Origin of the sequence: Lysinibacillus sp. FSL K6-3209 (assembly GCF_037976175.1) — a bacterium.
Classification (GTDB): domain Bacteria; phylum Bacillota; class Bacilli; order Bacillales_A; family Planococcaceae; genus Lysinibacillus; species Lysinibacillus sphaericus_D.
In genome coordinates this window covers 1835048-1852742 of sequence record NZ_CP150264.1, presented here as the reverse complement: position 1 = coordinate 1852742, position 17695 = coordinate 1835048, and the positions used below count along the sequence as shown (strand labels likewise).

14 protein-coding genes are annotated in these 17695 nt (G+C 38.7%); 3 read left to right on the top strand and 11 right to left on the bottom strand.

Annotated elements, in window-relative coordinates; genetic code table 11:
- Positions 1–260: 260 nt before the first annotated feature.
- From MHH88_RS08805 to MHH88_RS08790, 4 genes are all read right to left on the bottom strand, one after another.
- On the bottom strand, positions 261–1385 hold the full coding sequence (locus MHH88_RS08805; protein WP_339262481.1) for a virulence factor: 1125 nt from the start codon (positions 1383–1385) through the stop codon (positions 261–263).
- Positions 1386–1397: 12 nt separating this feature from the next.
- The gene (locus MHH88_RS08800) at positions 1398–3284 is read right to left on the bottom strand and encodes an ABC-F family ATP-binding cassette domain-containing protein (protein WP_339262479.1); all 1887 of its coding nucleotides are present in this window, start codon (positions 3282–3284) and stop codon (positions 1398–1400) included.
- Entirely contained in the window at positions 3284–3904 is a 621-nt protein-coding gene (locus MHH88_RS08795) for an HD domain-containing protein (RefSeq protein WP_024363477.1), read from the bottom strand. Before MHH88_RS08795 ends, MHH88_RS08800 begins: the two co-directional genes overlap by 1 nt.
- Before the next feature lie 823 nt (positions 3905–4727).
- The gene (locus MHH88_RS08790) at positions 4728–6407 is read right to left on the bottom strand and encodes a formate--tetrahydrofolate ligase (RefSeq protein WP_339262477.1); all 1680 of its coding nucleotides are present in this window, start codon (positions 6405–6407) and stop codon (positions 4728–4730) included.
- 215 nt (positions 6408–6622) lie between these two features.
- On the opposite strand from MHH88_RS08790, the gene MHH88_RS08785 reads away from it, so the two are divergent.
- On the top strand, positions 6623–6823 hold the full coding sequence (locus tag MHH88_RS08785) for a cold-shock protein (protein ID WP_004269397.1): 201 nt from the start codon (positions 6623–6625) through the stop codon (positions 6821–6823).
- Between the two features lie 59 nt (positions 6824–6882).
- On the opposite strand, the gene MHH88_RS08780 is transcribed toward MHH88_RS08785, so the two are convergent.
- Entirely contained in the window at positions 6883–7668 is a 786-nt protein-coding gene (locus MHH88_RS08780) for a VOC family protein (protein ID WP_339262475.1), read from the bottom strand.
- A gap of 301 nt (positions 7669–7969) precedes the next feature.
- Positions 7970–8692 (bottom strand): LuxR C-terminal-related transcriptional regulator, encoded by a 723-nt coding sequence (locus MHH88_RS08775; protein WP_339262473.1) that lies wholly within the window; start codon positions 8690–8692, stop codon positions 7970–7972.
- Between the two features lie 156 nt (positions 8693–8848).
- Between MHH88_RS08775 and MHH88_RS08770 the strand changes: the two genes are divergently transcribed.
- Together MHH88_RS08770 and MHH88_RS08765 are read left to right on the top strand one after the other, a co-directional pair.
- Positions 8849–10315 carry an amidase gene (locus MHH88_RS08770; RefSeq protein WP_339262471.1) on the top strand — a complete coding sequence of 489 codons (1467 nt, stop codon included), beginning with the start codon at positions 8849–8851 and terminating at the stop codon, positions 10313–10315.
- 155 nt (positions 10316–10470) lie between these two features.
- On the top strand, positions 10471–12450 hold the full coding sequence (locus tag MHH88_RS08765) for an alkaline phosphatase family protein (protein WP_339262470.1): 1980 nt from the start codon (positions 10471–10473) through the stop codon (positions 12448–12450).
- 49 nt (positions 12451–12499) lie between these two features.
- On the opposite strand, the gene MHH88_RS08760 is transcribed toward MHH88_RS08765, so the two are convergent.
- The 5 genes from MHH88_RS08760 to MHH88_RS08740 form a co-directional block, all read right to left on the bottom strand.
- Positions 12500–13648, bottom strand: coding sequence for a cyclically-permuted mutarotase family protein (locus MHH88_RS08760; protein ID WP_339262468.1), 1149 nt, complete (start codon positions 13646–13648; stop codon positions 12500–12502).
- 301 nt (positions 13649–13949) lie between these two features.
- A complete protein-coding gene (gene nagA, locus MHH88_RS08755) occupies positions 13950–15137 on the bottom strand; it encodes an N-acetylglucosamine-6-phosphate deacetylase (RefSeq protein WP_339263020.1) in 1188 nt (395 codons plus the stop codon).
- Positions 15138–15189: 52 nt separating this feature from the next.
- On the bottom strand, positions 15190–16044 hold the full coding sequence (locus tag MHH88_RS08750) for a MurR/RpiR family transcriptional regulator (RefSeq protein ID WP_339262467.1): 855 nt from the start codon (positions 16042–16044) through the stop codon (positions 15190–15192).
- 16 nt (positions 16045–16060) lie between these two features.
- Positions 16061–16954, bottom strand: a complete 894-nt coding sequence (locus MHH88_RS08745) for an ROK family protein (RefSeq protein ID WP_339262465.1) — start codon at positions 16952–16954, stop codon at positions 16061–16063.
- 38 nt (positions 16955–16992) lie between these two features.
- Positions 16993–17682 carry an N-acetylmannosamine-6-phosphate 2-epimerase gene (locus MHH88_RS08740; protein WP_339262464.1) on the bottom strand — a complete coding sequence of 230 codons (690 nt, stop codon included), beginning with the start codon at positions 17680–17682 and terminating at the stop codon, positions 16993–16995.
- Positions 17683–17695: the final 13 nt, after the last annotated feature.

Below are 17695 nucleotides of genomic sequence, written 5' to 3'. Positions count from 1 at the left end.
TCCGCTACGGCGGTGCTTTCCGCGGGCACACCGTAAGCCGCAACCCTCGCTAACGCGCGGTCTGTTACGTCTTACATTGTGTGCTCTTCTGAGCAGGAGTCACCGCTTCCGCTACCAACAACTAGTGAACACTTCTAATTTTTTATTTATTGCAAAAGCAAGAAAAGATAAGTTCTCCATATAGCAAAAATTTATGAACACCTTTCCTCTGTTCTTTAAATTTTTTTAGTTATGTCCCAGCCTCAATAACTTTTATGCAATTATTGTTGACGTGATTCGGTCATTTGCTTCCACACTGAGCCTTTTGCTTCTTCCCCTTGCTCAATACGTGCAATCGCCATCTTCACTTGAAGTTTGACTTCAAATTCTTTATCATCTTCGACTGCCTTTAACGCTTGTAAAGATTGCTCTGTTCCTACTTCATATAGGTACATTGCTGCGCGCCAGCGGACAAGTTTATTTTTATCTTGTAATGCTTGTTGCATTGCCTCTTCAAACTCCACAAAGCCTAGGTCACTCATACAGTCTCCTGCTGTACGGCGCACCGCAGCACTTTTATCACGCAATGCTTTTTCCAAGTATGGTACTACTGCTACATCTTCAATCATGCCTAAGTAGACCGTTGCCAAACGACGGATGGACATTTGCTCATCTTGCAACGCTAAATCTAAAAGTGGTAAATCATCCAGCTCGGGATCTGCCATTTGATCAAGTAATTGGAAACGTTTTTCCCATTCAGGCTGTTGGAACTGTTCCACCGTTATTTTTAGCTTAGCTGGTTTTTGATTGGTCTTTTCTGTATCATTCGCCGTTGCAACAATATCAGCTAAACGTTGTGCAGAATAGGTCACATCGATTTCCTGTTTGACCGCTTCCGCAATTTCCTCAAGTTCACCATATCGAACGCCATAGTCAATCCATTTACGTTGGAAGATGTAGTTTTCATCGACATCTGTAGCAATAATGTTATTAAATGCATCGACAAAACGATCACCACAGCTCACACGATATTCTCGCTGATTGTCAAATACTTTTACTTGTAACGGCACTTGCTTATAGAATTGGACATGGACATAAACTTCACCGTAAAATTCATTGGCAATTTGGATGTCGCTAGCTTCCGCTACATCTTCCCCCAATACTTGTCGAATGCTCGATAAAATACTTTCCCAGCCGTACTTTGCATTACGTTCGACCGCAAAGAAGTCCGCTACATGATAGACGCCTTTAACCCCTTCTATGGCTAAAATAGCTGCCGCTTCTCCTGTCGCTTCGTCTTTGTTGTCCTTTGTAAAGTTAAAGCTTTTGCCAAACGGTAACTCCGTATCGACGATAATCTTCATTGAATTAGGACTTGGTGTCGGTTCAATAGTAAGTATTTTCATGTAATACACTCCTTATCCGTTTACGATTTCATCTAAGTACGACCATCTTTCAATGAGATGCTCATAATGTGCATTTAGCTCATCTAATTTTGCCGTTAACTCCTGCAATTTAGTAAAATCAGCGCCAGCGTTTGCAATCCCTGCCTCGGTTTCCATAATCGCTGTCTCTGTTTTTTCGATCTCATCTGCAATGGTTTCCCATTCTTTTTGTTCTTTAAACGACAGTTTTTTCTTGTCAGATTTTGGTTTATCAACCTTTTGTTTCTCCACTTTTGGTGCCTCTACCTTGACAGCTGTTTCCTGCTCACGCTTTTGTAAATAATCGCTATAAATATCAAGCGACTCATCGACATGTCCTTGCCCGTCTAATATCCATAGCTTTTTAGCTATACGATCAAGGAAGAAGCGATCGTGGGAAATGGTGATGACAACGCCTGGGAAATGTTCGATAAAGTCTTCTAATACTCCTAGCGTTTCAATATCTAAATCATTTGTCGGCTCATCCAATAACAGGACATTTGGTTGTTCCATTAAAAGTCTTAATAAGTGCAGGCGCTTCCGTTCTCCACCGGATAATTTACCGATTGGTGTACCGTGTGCATGTAGTGGGAATAAAAAACGCTCCAACATTTGGGCAGCGGAATAGCGTACACCTTCTGCATCGGTAATGTCATTTGACGCTTCACGAATATATTCAATCATGCGCTCATTTTCATTCATTTTCGGTAACGTTTGTTTAAAATGGGCAAGTTTGACGGTAGAACCGACATGTATTTCTCCCTTATCTGGTGAAAGTTCGCCAGCTAGCATATTAAGTAAAGTGGATTTACCAACGCCATTGGCACCGATAATACCAATACGATCGCCTTGTTGCAGTAAAAACGTAAAATGCTCAACGATTTTTTGTGCACCAAAAGCCTTTGATATATTTTCAGCCTCTAATACTTTGCGTCCAAGGCGTGTTGTCGCTAAGCCCAATTCCAGTGACACATCATCTGACTTGCGTTCTAAGTTGTCTTCCAATTGTTCGAAACGCTGAATACGAGCTTTTTGCTTTGTGGAGCGCGCCTTTGCACCGCGACGAATCCATTTTAACTCCGAACGATAACGATTGCGATCTTTTTGGGCTGAAGCCGCGGCCATTTCCTCACGAATCGCACGAGCCTCTAAAAAATCCCCGTAATTGCCTGTATGTCGATATAGCGTTTGGTCGGCAATTTCATATATATGGGTTGATAATTCATCTAAAAAATAACGATCATGGGTAATGAAAATAACAGCACCTTTTAAGCGCAATACCATTTCCTGCAACCATTCTGTGGACTGTACATCTAAATGGTTGGTCGGCTCGTCCAATAAATAAAGATCTGCCGGCTCAATTAACACTTTTGCTAAAGCGACACGTTTTTGTTGACCACCTGAAAGAGTTAACACTTCTTTATCAAACATTTCAATGCCAAGCTTTGTCAGCGCGGTTTTCGCAAGGGCATTGACATCCCAAGCTTGCTCCTCATCCATACGTTGCTGTAAGCTAAACAATGTTTTTTGTAAGCTTTCTGACGTTGGGTTCATCGCGAGCGCTGCCACAGTTTCTTCATATTGTCGGTTCAGTTGTAAAACGGGCGAATCGCCTGCAAACACGGCTTGTAGTACCGTTTCACCACTATTAAATGTTGGTTCTTGGGGTAAATACGCTATACGATATTTATTCGGACGATCAATGGCAATTGCATCCGCTTCGATTTGACCAGCTAAAATGGACAGCAACGTAGATTTCCCTGTACCATTAATGCCGATGAGACCCGCACGCTCCCCTTCATAAATTGTAAATTCGATATTTTGAAAGAGCGTTTTATCGCCCACTGTCTTCGTTAAATTTTGTATGATTAAATGACTCATTATGCTTTTCCATCTCTTTCATTCTGTAATTGCTGTAAAAAGCTGACCATAAATTGATGGCGTTCATTTGCCATTTGCTTGCCTTTATCAGTCGTCATTAAATCTTTCAATAATAAAAGCTTCTCATAAAAATGGGTTACAGAAGATGTATTTTTACTTCGATAATCTTCCTCGGTCATTGTTGTACGCGCTTCTTCAGTATCATCGTATAGTTTACGACCTTTGGCACCACCATAAGCAAATGTCCGTGCAATGCCGATTGCGCCAATCGCATCCAAACGATCAGCATCACGCACAATTTTCGCTTCCAGTGAAGTGGCTTTCAGTTCATTGCCCCCATTAAACGACACTTGTGCGATGCAATCACGAATATGTTGTTTTTTCGCATCACTAATCGGCAATTCATTAATAAGTTGTTCTTCTTGTTCTTTGCTATCTGTATACTTTTTATCACTCACATCATGCAAAAGCACCGCCATTTTCACAACCTCTGCATCTGCATCTGGTTCTGTATGTAAAATCGCTACCGCATTTTCATAAACGCGCTCAATATGTTGAAAATCATGACTCGCATCAAATTGCTCATAGATACCACGTACCTTGTTTTTTAAATCATTCATATTCATTCTCAGTCCTTCCTCTTTGCCTATTATACTGTATTGCTATCGGAAGTTGGTAACGATGTAGCCTTTTCTAGAGAAAAACAAATAAAAAATACATATCAATTGATTAATTATTCAGACTATTGTAAAATAAACATACAGAACAACCTCTATTGTTCTGTACACTCACATTTTGCGTAGTGTACAAAAAACTATGTGTTTTACTAGCTTAAATAACTTCAGCGGGCTTACAATTGAATACTGTTTGACAGAATGATGAAATGCGTATAGTGTAACCGATCATCTTCAATAAAAGTGAACATTTTCCCTTAATTTCAAGTTTGTTAACCCGCATAGTACATGTACAATACAAAAAATTGTGAACAACCAGTTAGTTTTGTTTGCACAACCACGAAGGCTTTTACCAAATGTAGCAAGGTATGATGGATTCTTCATTAAACGATGTTACCTTCTACTATTCGGTACTTGAGTAGATTGGAACGTAACTCCTCCCTTTAATGATTCATGTATCATCCACTATGTGATCATTTTGCGAAAAGCCGCATCATTGGAGTTGTGCTAACAAATATCGATAATTCATTTAGGCAACATTTTTCCGAAGTTCATTTTAGTCAAAAAAGAAGTAATACGTTACGAAGGAAGTAGGAAAGAAATTGATTACATGTAATACCCTCCCGCTGAAGGAACAATAAAAGCTGCCCATCTTTGAGATGTTGGCAGCTTTTATATTGTGAATGCTATTACCCGCGAATTGAGGTATTTTATCCGCGTTTTTTTAAACTTTACCCGCGAAACAACTACTTTTACCCGCGATATTTAATTAAAACAACCCGACCGCATGTCCTTCACTATCAACATCCATACGCAATGCAGCTGGCTGTTTAGGTAAACCAGGCATTGTCATAATATCGCCTGTTAAGCAAACTAAAAATCCTGCACCAAGCTTTGGAATGACTTCACGAATTGTTACTGTAAAGCCTTCAGGACGCCCTAGTAAACTTGGTTGGTCAGATAACGAATATTGTGTTTTTGCCATACATATCGGCAACGTATCCCAGCCGAATTTTTCGATTTGCGCCATTTGTTTTTTCGCTTGGTCTGTAAATTGGACATCTTTCCCGCCGTAAACTTTCTGCACAATAGTACGTACTTTTTCTTCAATTGATTCGGTTACATCATATAAAGGAGAGAAATTATTTTCTTCATCTAACACAGATAATACTTGTTCTGCTAAGGCTAATCCACCTTTGCCGCCTTCTTCCCAGACATTTGTACGGGCAATGCGCACATGATTATCTTGACACCAGTTTAGCACGGCTTCTAGTTCTGCTTCTGTGTCTGTAATAAAACGATTTAACGCGATAATTGGTTCAACACCAAATGTGCGAATCGTCTCTACATGTTTCGCTAAATTTTCGATGCCTTGTAACAGGGCAGGCACGTTTTCTCCAACAAGTGCTGTTTTCGCTACTCCGCCATGCATTTTTAATGCACGAATTGTTGCTACAATTACTACCGCACTTGGTTTAAAACCTGCTTTACGTGCTTTAATGTTCATAAACTTCTCGGCACCTAAATCGGAACCGAAGCCCGCTTCTGTTACAACGATATCAGCTAGCTTACGGGCTGTTTGTGTTGCCATAATGGAGTTACAACCATGTGCAATATTAGCAAATGGACCGCCATGAATAATGGCCGGTGTCCCTTCCAATGTTTGTACTAAGTTTGGTTTGAAGGCATCTTTTAATAGCAGTGTTAGTGCACCTTGTACTTGTAAATCACGCACAAATACTGGCTCACGATCAAATGTATAACCAATCACGATACTTGCTAAACGCTCACGCAAATCATCGATGCTAGTTGCTAAACAAAATACCGCCATAATTTCAGAGGCAACTGTAATATCAAAACCGTCCTCACGTGGCATCCCTTGAACTGGTCCACCAAGACCGATCACCACTTTTCGGAGCGCACGGTCATTCATGTCCATCACACGTTTCCAAATGATACGACGAGGATCAATGTTTAAGGCATTCCCTTGATGGATATGATTATCAATAAATGCTGACAGCGCATTGTTCGCTGCTGTGATGGCGTGTAAGTCACCAGTAAAATGTAGGTTAATATCCTCCATCGGTACAACTTGTGCATAGCCACCACCCGTTGCGCCCCCTTTGACTCCCATTACTGGGCCTAGGGAAGGCTCACGCAATGCAACAACAACATTTTTCTTTAATTGATGAAGGGCATCTGCTAACCCAACCGTAACTGTTGATTTTCCTTCACCAGCTGGCGTTGGACTAATGGCGGTCACTAATACCACCTTTGCATCCTCACCATGAGCTGTTATTTTTAAAGGATCGATTTTAGCTTTGTAGCGACCGTATTGTTCTAATGCATCCTCTGGAATGCCGGCCGCTTTGGCGATGTCTATAATTGGCTTCATTATCGCTTGGCTAGCAATTTCTAAATCTGATAAAGGTTGATTTTTCGTTGTCATATGGAACCCTACTTTCTCTATATATGATTCAACTCCATTATAGACGTTATTGTGAAAGAATACACAGTTAGTTATGCAATATTTCGACAATCAATTGACATCTCTTATGAATTCATGTATGTTCTAAGAGAAAATGCAATTTTTCATATTTTTTCAATTATGTCACGATTTAATTGATAGTATTTTACATTCAAGCGCATTGGAGGCGAATGCTTATGCAACAAGGAATCGTAAAGTGGTTCAATAACGAAAAAGGTTATGGCTTTATTGAATGTGATGATGGAGAAGATGTATTTGTACATTTTACGGGCATACAAGAGGAAGGCTTCCGTACACTTGAAGAAGGACAAAAGGTTTCATTTGATGTAGTGGAAGGCAATCGCGGCCCGCAAGCATCCAATGTTGTGAAATTATAAGGTACAAGGAGCTGTTCAACAACTGAACAGCTCCTTATTTATAAACAGTTCTAACATCTCTAAGGGTTAAGCCAATAAAATGCCGAAGGAAACATTAATGTTTCCTTTGTTCGGTCAGTATCTTTCAATGTCACTCCGAATGGTCCTTCACTTTTATGTCCAAGCATCATTTTTGTAGCAGCAGCTTCTTCATAAAAATCTAAACGAATATTTGGCAAATGTAAGGAAATAAATTCAGAATGTGTAACTGGCTCCGGTAATTGTAAAACTTCATGCCATAACTTTGCTGTTGCCTGTGCATCTTGCACATAAAATTGCACGGATTCCATTGTAATCCTTTGTGATGTTTTTACCGCCCCGCTTTCTACTAACTGCGCATAGCGCTCCTCATCTCCATCAGCCCACTCAATAAAAAATGGAAAATCAATTGCCTGCCCTGCTTTCCCAAAATGCAATAGTTTCCAATGCACATCTGATCCATCAGGTCTCGTTCGACTACAAGCATCTGGTCCATAAACATCGAAACCAAGAGCACTTAATCGTTGTGCCTCTTGCTCTATATTTGTTGTACGTAAGGCGATTCTTGACAAACCAAAGCGCTCATTGTTCTGTTTGAACGTATAATGCAGGGAATACGGTAATTTAGCCGCTTCCTCAAATAGTGCATGATCGTATACTGCTATTTGTTCAATATAGCTTAATCCAAAATAGCTTAACGTATTATATGTCCCCCACATTGTGTGTTGACCACCATTCACGGTATGAATATGACGTTTATTTAAAAAGACTTTCATATTTTCTGGTGACTGAACTTGATGCACTAAATGATCAAAATACAAAGTCATACTTCTACCCCCTTTTGTCCTTTCATTATATACTTTACCAGTTAGTTTTGTAGGTTTAAATTAAAATCAAGAATATTCAAATAATTATAGTACTTTCTCTATACTATGAAACTATTTTAAAAGATGTTATGTAAGACCTACAATGGATTTTGTCTTAAGATTTTGCAAAACTTGTAGCTACTTAAGAGGATTGGTATGGCAATCAGACAATATAAAAAATGACCAATGCCAGTGTTCTTTCTTAACATACAACACTGTTATTGGTCATTTTTTATGGGATGTAATTTGTTTAACGTAAGGATTACGTGTTATAGATACGATGGTTTTCAGCATATTTTAACACGAGCTGCGTTCTGGAAGTGACTTGAAATTTCCGATATAAATTTTGCAGATGCTTCTTCACCGTATTTTCACTGACATATAAAATACTAGCAATTTCTGCATTTTTTAACCCTTTACATAAATAGCGTAACAATTCCTTTTCACGTTGGGTCATTTGCAATGATTCTGCTGGCCGAACGTATTGATGTAATAAATAACTATTTTCAATCAAGCGCTTCATAACTAATAGCTTTTGCCGATCCTGCTCGGTAAAGGGCTTCTCCCCCTTTTTGCGCAAAAAGCCAATTGCTGCTGCTGGCTTATGTTGTATAGACAAATACATTACCATTTCATCTATAAAATCATGGTATTGTAAAAAGCGTTCTATATAATAACGCTTATTCTTTCTTGATATCACTTCGTTTTGTTGCATTAATTGAATATCAGGCTGGTTTTGCATATTCATCGGATGTAAAGGATCATAATATTTATATTCATTTAAATAATTTTGTACTGTAAACGCTTCCACATTAAAACACACTGGTTGATTAATTAACTCGTCATCCATCACTTCCCAAAAAATAGTATGCTCGTAGCGAAAACATTCACTCAATACTTGCAAAACATTCAATTTAAAGTCTTCACTTGTTTGTTGCAAATTGATATTCGAAATTCTACATGTTGCTTCTAGTAAATAGTTCACCTCTTTTATTTCACAATTTATTATAAACACCCCCACATTCTCTCTTTTAAACTCATATATTCTCTTTGAGGCGATTTTATACTTTCGGGTAATATTAATTTTTTATTTATCATTTTAAAATAAACTTGTAAGTCACACTAATATTGAGGTGATCAGATGAATTTACAAGAATATGCTTCTTATGATGGGCTTGGATTAGCAGAGTTAGTAAAAACAAAGCAAGTGACACCACAAGAACTTACAACCTTAGCGCTAAAAGGAATTGACAAAGTGAACGCTTCGATTAATGCCGTTGTTAGCGTATTAGAGGAACAGGCTGAAAAAGCAATGTCAAGTTTACATGAACATCAACCATTTGCAGGTGTACCCTTTTTAATTAAAGAACTTGTCATCCATGCGGAAGATGTGCCACATAGTATGGGCAGTCGTGTGGCAGAAAAGGCGGTGATGTCCGTTGACAGTGAATTAATGAAACGTTTTAAAAATGCAGGTTTTGTATTAAGTGGTACAACGACAACACCTGAATTCGGTTATAATGCTGCAACAGAAGCTGTCGTTTACGGCCCTACTCGTAACCCATGGAATCTGGACCATAGTCCAGGAGGTTCAAGTGGTGGCGCTTCTGCTGCTGTTGCTAGCGGCATCGTCCCTATCGCGCATGGGAATGATGGTGGCGGATCCCTTCGTATTCCCGCATCATGCAGTGGTGTCATCGGTTTAAAGCCTTCACGTGGCCGCGTACCGATGGGCCCTTACAATAGCGAAGCATTAAATGGACTAGCTATTGAATTTGCGCTAACTAAAACAATTCGTGATACAGCTACTTTACTGGATCAAGTAGCAGGGCCAGACTTAGGATGCTACTCGGTTATACAAAGCCCAGAAATGCCCTATAGTAAAGCGATTCTACAAAAGGGAAGACCACTAAAAATTGCCTGGACTACAGCAACTAATTCTGGTGTATCAGTCGATAGTGAATGTATTGAGGCCGTTCATAAGACGGTTAAATTATTAGAACAGTTAGGGCATGAAGTAGTTGAAGCACGACCCGTGTATGACCAAGCAACCTTTTCAAGCGCAACAGTCACTATTTGGGCAGCGAATATTTATAAAATGATTGAAGGTGCCGCCGCATTAACTGGGAAAACACCTTCACACGATCATATTGAAGCGGCCATTTGGCAGTGCTATGAATATGGCAAAGAGTTAAAAGCTAGTGCACTATTAGAAGCCATCAATACCAATGCACTTGTGTCACGCCAAGTCGGGACATTCTTTGCGGATTATGATGTGCTATTAAGTCCAACAATCGCCACATTACCAGCGAAAATCGGGGAGCTGAATGCTAATAATCCAACTATTTCAGCAATTGAATGGACAGAACAAATTTTCACATACGCACCGTTTACAAACTTGTTTAATGCAACAGGTCAACCATCGTTATCGTTGCCACTTGCCATGAGTGCATCCGGCTTACCAATTGGACTCCAATTTACAGGTCGCTTCGCTGATGAGCTAACACTGCTCCAGCTTGGGAAACAATTAGAGGAAGCGGCTCCATGGAAAGACCGTCTTCCACCCGTACATGTAGGTACTGAAGTTGCAGAAATTGCTAGAAAGTAAGAAAAAGGAGGTGCAAGATTCATGCTTGCACCTCCTTTTTCTTGTTTATCGACAGTGGACATTCTATTAAGACAAACGTTTGAAATAAGGAGACAACGGGTATTGTTTGGATAAAGGCGTTACGTGAATAAATACATAGCAATAGGAGTAGAAGCATGAAAAAAACTTTATATGCAAGCATCATCGCTCTCAATTTATGTTTATTTACCATCATGCAGGATGGTAAAGCAAAGGAAAATGATGAAACGGAACGAAAGATTGTCCTTATCTCATTTGATGGCATGAAAAATGACTATACTAAACAATATGTTCAAGAAAATAAATTACCTCATATCAAACAAATGTTAGCAAACGGGGTTACTGCCAAAAATCCTTCTACCATTACCCCTTCTCTTACTGCCCCTTCACACGCAGCCATTGCCACAGGGGCGACACCGAAACAGACGGGCATCGTAAGCAATCATTTTCACGAACCCAATACAGCTATCGATAATGAAGAAAGTGGTTTCCAAGCAGAAATCGAAGTACCGCCCTTGTGGGTAGAAGCTAGAAAACAAGGCAAAACAACCGCTACTATCGCTTTTCCTGGCGCTAATCCTAAAGAAGAAAAACAAGGTGATTTTGCTATTTATTTTGGTGAAACATGGTCTCCAAGCACTTTAGAGTCATTAACTTTTCAACTCGCTTCCGCATGGATTGATGGCCCTACAAGCTACAGCCCTATTAAGGAAACCGAATTGTCTATTGACATGAAAAATGAAAAAAATCGTCTTCTCCATATTTTAGCGATTGACTCGTCTAACGATCAAATACAAAACTATGACACCTTTATAGTATCTGCAGATAAAAAGGTAGATGCGGAAGACGTGATGGTAACAGCAAAGGAATGGGGAGCTCTTTCCTTCCAGTTAAAAGACTCTCTATCCGCAGGTTTTTACTTTAAAGTAAAAGCCGAGAAGCAAGACCTTAGCCATCCTGTAAAGTTTTACCGAACGGCCGTAACTTCTAGCTTAATTAGTGGTCCTAAAGGATTTTCCGATGAGATTGAGCAACAATTTGGTTTTTATCCTGTACAAGATGACGACAGTGCCCTAGAAAAAGGATGGATTACAAGAAAAGAATATGAAGAAATCAGTACCCGATCTGTTATGTGGGTTACAAAAGTGGCTCTTTATATAAAACAGCAATACAACCCTGATTTACTTATGTTTTATACGCCCCATATAGATCATGAACAGCATAAGTATTTATTAATTGATCCGCGGCAACCAGACTTTTCAGTTAAAAAGTCTGAAAAATATATGGACTACATCGAATGGGCATATCGTTTAGCGGATCAGGTAGTTGGTGAAACATTGAATTCCTTGCAAGAGAATGATACTTTATTTGTCGTCTCGGATCATGGAATGGAACCAGCCCATACTACTCTTTTCCCTAATAAAGTATTAAAAGATGCTGGGTTATTAACTGTAGATGAAAAAAACAACATAAACTATGCGCAATCAAAAGCTTACGCCATCCCTAGTGGCTCCGCGGCACATGTCTATATTAATTTGAGAAACCGTGAAAAGGAGGGAATTGTAACACCTGAACAATATGAACATGTCCGTAGCCAAATAATGCAAGCTTTTAAAGAGGTAAAAGTTTCGGATAATAAGGAAGCACTTATTCAATATGATATACAAAAAATCAAATCTGCCATTAAAGTAGACAACTTCTCATTCCCTACTATTCAACAACATGTCAAAAATCTTTGGCACCATATTTTGAAACCAAAAATTCATCCGTATGAAAGGGTCATAAAAAATACAGACGACAATAGTACCCTTTTAGAACATCAAAACGCAGGGGATATTCTATTAATTGGCGCTCCTGGCTATGTGATGGGCAGTGACATGGAAAAAAATAGTGCACCACCGATTGAATTAGGGACACATGGAGGAGATGCTGATAGAAAGATGTTACAACCTATTTTTATCGCTACTGGGACAGCTATTGCAAAAGGGAAAGAAATAAACACCACATCTAATTTAGATATTGCGCCAACGATTTATCATGTACTTGGCTTAGATATCCCTTCATTTGTTGAAGGCGAAATTATTGAAGACATTGTTGCCGCCAAAAAAAGGGAATGATTCATGCAATCATTCCCTCAAAGTATGAGCAAGACGCAGCCGTTTTTTCTTAATCGAACAATAGTGTACCCGCATAAATTGCATTTGTTCTTACCCCTGGTTTAATTTCTCCATTTATAGAATAAATGTTGTTATCCATTAACACTAAGCCCTCACCACAAGGTGCATCAAATGGAACCTTGCCTACAGAACGCCAAGTATCCTTTTGCGCATTATAGATGAGTACATCTTTATTCCACTTAAATTCATAAGGATCTGCAGTAAAGTATTTAGTTCTAAATGCCAATAGTTCATCATCTTTTAATGTCCCTAAATTTTTTACTGCATCATCATAAACTTCTTTATTGAAACCGCCAATGACCATCATTTCATTGTTATTTAATTTGACTGAATTAGCGCCAAGTAAAGATAGCTCTTTGTCATCCATTTTTACAGAGGAGGCTTTGGACCATTGATTTTTTTCAATATTATATTGGTAGCCATCTGTATAGGCAACAGATCCGCCGCCACTAAATACATAAAGGTTTCCATTTAATATTTGGGCCACACTTTGGTTTCGAACACTTTCCCCTGGTATCGAAGCTAGCTCTTTTATTTTCAATGTTTTTAAATCATATTCATATAATTTATTACTTTCTTTTGCATTTTGCTTACCAAGTCCAATATACAATTTACCATTCTTTTCAGCCGCTATCCCATCACTAAATGTAAATGGCAAATCCCCTATTTTCTCTACTTTCAATTTTTGATTTTTGTCAACCGTCAATAATGTGATATCATCTGCATATTCTTTGTCAGGACTGCCACCAATATAATAGATTCCCTTTCCTGTCGTGATAGACGCTCCATACCCAATCTCATGATTAAGATTCGTATGTTCTACCAACGTTAACTTGTTGTTATCTTTTTTATAGACATAGACATCGGAGTAATGTTTCTTTGCCCCTCCATTTAAAACTGTATCATAAGGGAAATTAGCACCGCCTCCTACGATTAAATAATCTTTATAAGAGCCAGCTAAGACGCCAGCTGTTCCAATATTCTTGTCAAATCCTTTTTGTGCCTCAAGTTCTCCTGCATATTCCCATGTTATTCTTTCCACTGATTCTCCGCCCTTAGAAGCTTCTACTTTTTTATTTGCCATACCAACACCTAAAACCAACATTGATGCCATAGCTACTACCAAAAATTTTTTCATACGTTCGCCTCCTCATTTGGAAATAATAAATTTCTTATTATGGATATAAAAAATAGTGCGCAAATCACCTCCTTTGGGGGATTGCTTTTATTTCTAAATAGCCTTATAAAAATCTAAATATTCCGAATATTTAAGCGTGAAAAAGATTACTCTTTTAAAGGAAAACGATAAGAGAAAAGAGGTGAAAATATTGAACGACGGACATCGTAACAACATCCAGTTTGAAACTATACTTACTAGTTTTTAAGAAAACAATCCGCTTCTTCGACAACAAAACTCCGTAGATAAATCAATGCTAGTCCTACATTGATAATTCTTTTTGATAAGATAAGACGCCTCTACAAAAAGTCATTAGCACTTCGTAATGATCGTCTAAAACTACTACATCTGCATCCTTCCCTACTGCAATACTTCCTTTTCGATGACTAATATTTAACTGCTTTGCAGGATTCCTTGACGTCATGTTAATAACATCTTCCAGTGTACAGTCATCACAGTAATGCAGCATATTTTTCATTGCATCATCCAGTTTTAACACACTGCCCGCTAATGTGCCATTTTGTAATTCAGCCGTACCATCTTTCACGATGACTAACTGACCGCCTAAATCATAATTGCCATTTTTCAAACATTTTGCACGCATGGAATCTGTAATTAAAATGAGCTTCTCACTTTTTTTACTTTGATATGCTAACTGAATCATTTCAGGACATACGTGAATGCCATCTACAATTAACTCAGCGTATAATTCTTCCAGCAACAAAGCAGCCCCCGCGACGCCCGGCTCTCGGTGATGCAATCCTTTCATTTGATTAAATAAATGCGTCACTTGCGTAGCCCCCGCAGCCATCGCCTTTTGGACTTGCGCAAATGTCGCATTCGAATGGCCGATTGAGATAACAACACCAAGTTGTTTCAGATATTGGATTAGTTCCAAGCCACCTTTTTGCTCAGGGGCCAACGTAACCAGTTTAATGGTTCCTTCGGCTAGCTTTTGCCATTTTTCAAATAGTGAGATCTCTGGCATCACGATAAAATCCACTGGTTGAGCCCCTGCCATGCTAGGGTTCACAAATGGCCCTTCTAAATGAACCCCTAGCACCTCTGCCTGACCTGGTTGTTGATGATTTTTTATAAAATTTGCTGCATTTTTTAACGCCTGTGAAATATGGTCGTCCGATTGTGTCATGGTCGTCGCTAAAAAACTCGTTGTCCCTTCCTGTGGCAATGCTTGGACAATTGTTTTCAGCGATGCAATTTCTCCATCCATTACATCAGCGCCAGACGTACCGTGAATATGAATATCAATGAGGCCAGGTATTACGATATGTCCCTGTAAATCAATGATAACGGCTTGCTCATCCGTTCTATAATTGTGCATCCATCCTATAGCTTGAATTTTCATTCCCATCATCTTTATATATCCATCATCAATAATGCCATTTTCCGCATATATTTTGGCATTCGTTAAAACAATTGATTGTTCCATCAAACTCACTATCCCTCCAATCAATTTACTTGGCCTAATATGTTGCCTCCCTTTATAACATCTTTTCAATAACCGCTTGTGCAGTCAGTTCTTTGTTATGAACGGATTCCTTATTTGTTTGCTTAAAGTATTCTAAATAGAGTAAATCTAAAAGATAGAGCTGTGATATTTTTGCAGATAAACTGCCCCCTTGAAGCGGCCCTTCATTCGCACCGCAAAGCAATGTAATATCAGAGAAACTTGTTAAAGGAGATTTCGCAAATCTCGTGATTGAAATAATTTTTGCCCCTCGTTCTTTTGCTACTTTTGCTACTTCAATGGTATCCTTCGTTGAACCCGAATAAGAGATAAGCACGGCTACATCCTGCTTTGTCATTAAAGCAGCAGACATAATTTGCAGATGTGAATCGAGCGAGCACTCGGTTTTATTCGTAATTCTCATAAACTTGTTTTTGGCTTCCATTGCTGTCATTAAGGACGAGCCGACGCCAAAGAAGTGAATTCTTTGGGCATTAATCATGCTCTCAACAGCTAGTGCAATATCCTGTTCCGATAGTAAATTAAAGGTTTCCGTTAGCGCTTGAACGTTTGAAGATAAAACCTTCGACGATAGTTCCGCAATCGTATCTTGCATCGTAATGGCACTAGAAAGTTGCGGGGTTTCATTATCGAGAGAAATGCTATGAGCTAACATAATTTTAAATTCCTGATAGCCTTTTAGGTCCATTGTTTTACAAAATCGAAATACACTTGATTCTCCTACATGACACGCATCAGCCAAATCGGTAATCGACATGTAAATTACATCTTTAATATTTTCGAGAATATAATCAGCTACCTTTTTTTCCGTGTTAGTAAAAGAATTGTATCTCGAATGAATAAGTGAAAATATATCTTGTTTTGCCATTTTAATACTCCTTCTATTAATCGCCTCGTAAATGAAGTGACACAGCACCTAAAACGCCGGCTTTATTGCCAAGTGAGGCTTGCATAATTTTAACATCTGCGAAACTCTCCATCGTTAACGCTTTCACTTGATGTGCTATAATCTCAACAAGATGATCTTGCTCCATAACACCACCACCTATTATAATCGCTTGAGGATTAAAAATGTGAATGAAGGAAGTTAACCCTAATGCTACTTCTACTATCCAATCTTGAAAAACCTTTTCTAAGCTTTTTTCTCCCTGATGCATTCTTTCGAAAATGACTCTACCATTTATAAAGTCAGCGTTTATTTGCTGTGCTTTTTTGATTAAAGCTGTTGTAGAAGCGTACGTTTCATAACACCCCTCCTTACCACAGTTACACTTATTACCGAAAGGATGCGTAATCACGTGCCCAAATTCTGCTGCTAAGCCATTATGCCCTTTATAAATTTTAGAGTCTATGATAATGGCACCACCAATACCTGTACCATAAGTTAAACAAATAAAATCATGATAGTTCTGTGCTGCACCAAAATACTTTTCGCCTAGTGCAGCTGCATTAACATCATTTTCAACTTTAACAGGCACTTTAAAATGCCTCTCGAGAATTTCCTTTAATTGAGTTCCCGTATAGTTTGGAATATTATCATTAGCATAAATAATAGAACCATCTGCACTATTAACCTGACCTGCCGTACTAATGCCTATTGCTTGAAAGCCTTGAAACTCTTGGATTATCTTAATTAGTTTTTCAACTAAATACTTTCCGCCTTTTTTACTTTCCGTATCATATTCTTTAAATACTTCCAAGCGCCCATCATAATCTGCGATCCCTACTTTTATCGATGTTCCACCAATATCAGCGGCTAATATTTTCACTTGCATCATCCTTTAAAACACTATTCTTCTTCGTCTAGCAATCTTCCCTATTGTATAGCCTGAACAAATCTTTTCGTAATTTCCATCGGTCTAGTGATTGCTGTACCGACCACTGCTGTATGAACACCTAAATCAAAAACGCGTTTCAATTCGTCTGGAGTCCAAATACCACCTTCCGCAATAACAGGAATCGGAAAACTTTGGACTAATCTTTTGATTAACGCTATATCTGGCAATTTTTTATCATTTGTATATTCCGTATAACCGCTTAATGTTGTACCTAAGCAATCAAACCCTAGTTCATAGGCAACTTTTGCTTCTTCATACGTGGAGCAATCAGCCATAAAAATTTGATCTTTAAATGTTTCCCTAATTTTAGGGAAACATTCGCTGATAGTGGTGCCATCAGGTCGTATCCTTTTCGTTGCATCTAACGCAATAATATCTACCCCCTCCTGATAAAGCAATTCAACCTCATGAGCAGTTGGTGTGATCACTACGTCGGACCCATTGCACGTCTTTTTTATAATACCAATAATCGGCAGTTCAACCATATGCTTAATTTCTCTAATATCTTCAATACTATTTGCTCGAATGCCCTTAGCTCCCCCAAGCATAGCAGCATAAGCCATTTTACCCATAATAAAAGGGCTGTGAAGAGGTTCTTCTGGAAGTGCCTGACATGAAACAATCAGTTGTCTTTTAATACTGTCAAATACTTTTTGTTTTTTATTCATTTGCATACATCTC

What these genes read in the sequence shown, in the direction of transcription:
- MHH88_RS08785 (WP_004269397.1), top strand. Translation starts at nt 6,623, where the DNA reads ATGCAACAAGGAATCGTAAAGTGGTTCAATAACGAAAAAGGTTATGGC.
- MHH88_RS08765 (WP_339262470.1), top strand. Translation starts at nt 10,471, where the DNA reads ATGAAAAAAACTTTATATGCAAGCATCATCGCTCTCAATTTATGTTTA.
- MHH88_RS08740 (WP_339262464.1), bottom strand. Translation starts at nt 17,682, where the DNA reads ATGAATAAAAAACAAAAAGTATTTGACAGTATTAAAAGACAACTGATT.
- MHH88_RS08790 (WP_339262477.1), bottom strand. Translation starts at nt 6,407, where the DNA reads ATGACAACGAAAAATCAACCTTTATCAGATTTAGAAATTGCTAGCCAA.
- nagA (WP_339263020.1), bottom strand. Translation starts at nt 15,137, where the DNA reads ATGGAACAATCAATTGTTTTAACGAATGCCAAAATATATGCGGAAAAT.
- MHH88_RS08800 (WP_339262479.1), bottom strand. Translation starts at nt 3,284, where the DNA reads ATGAGTCATTTAATCATACAAAATTTAACGAAGACAGTGGGCGATAAA.
- MHH88_RS08745 (WP_339262465.1), bottom strand. Translation starts at nt 16,954, where the DNA reads ATGATGCAAGTGAAAATATTAGCCGCTGATATTGGTGGAACATCGATA.
- MHH88_RS08760 (WP_339262468.1), bottom strand. Translation starts at nt 13,648, where the DNA reads ATGAAAAAATTTTTGGTAGTAGCTATGGCATCAATGTTGGTTTTAGGT.
- MHH88_RS08780 (WP_339262475.1), bottom strand. Translation starts at nt 7,668, where the DNA reads ATGACTTTGTATTTTGATCATTTAGTGCATCAAGTTCAGTCACCAGAA.
- MHH88_RS08750 (WP_339262467.1), bottom strand. Translation starts at nt 16,044, where the DNA reads ATGGCAAAACAAGATATATTTTCACTTATTCATTCGAGATACAATTCT.
- MHH88_RS08795 (WP_024363477.1), bottom strand. Translation starts at nt 3,904, where the DNA reads ATGAATGATTTAAAAAACAAGGTACGTGGTATCTATGAGCAATTTGAT.
- MHH88_RS08770 (WP_339262471.1), top strand. Translation starts at nt 8,849, where the DNA reads ATGAATTTACAAGAATATGCTTCTTATGATGGGCTTGGATTAGCAGAG.
- MHH88_RS08805 (WP_339262481.1), bottom strand. Translation starts at nt 1,385, where the DNA reads ATGAAAATACTTACTATTGAACCGACACCAAGTCCTAATTCAATGAAG.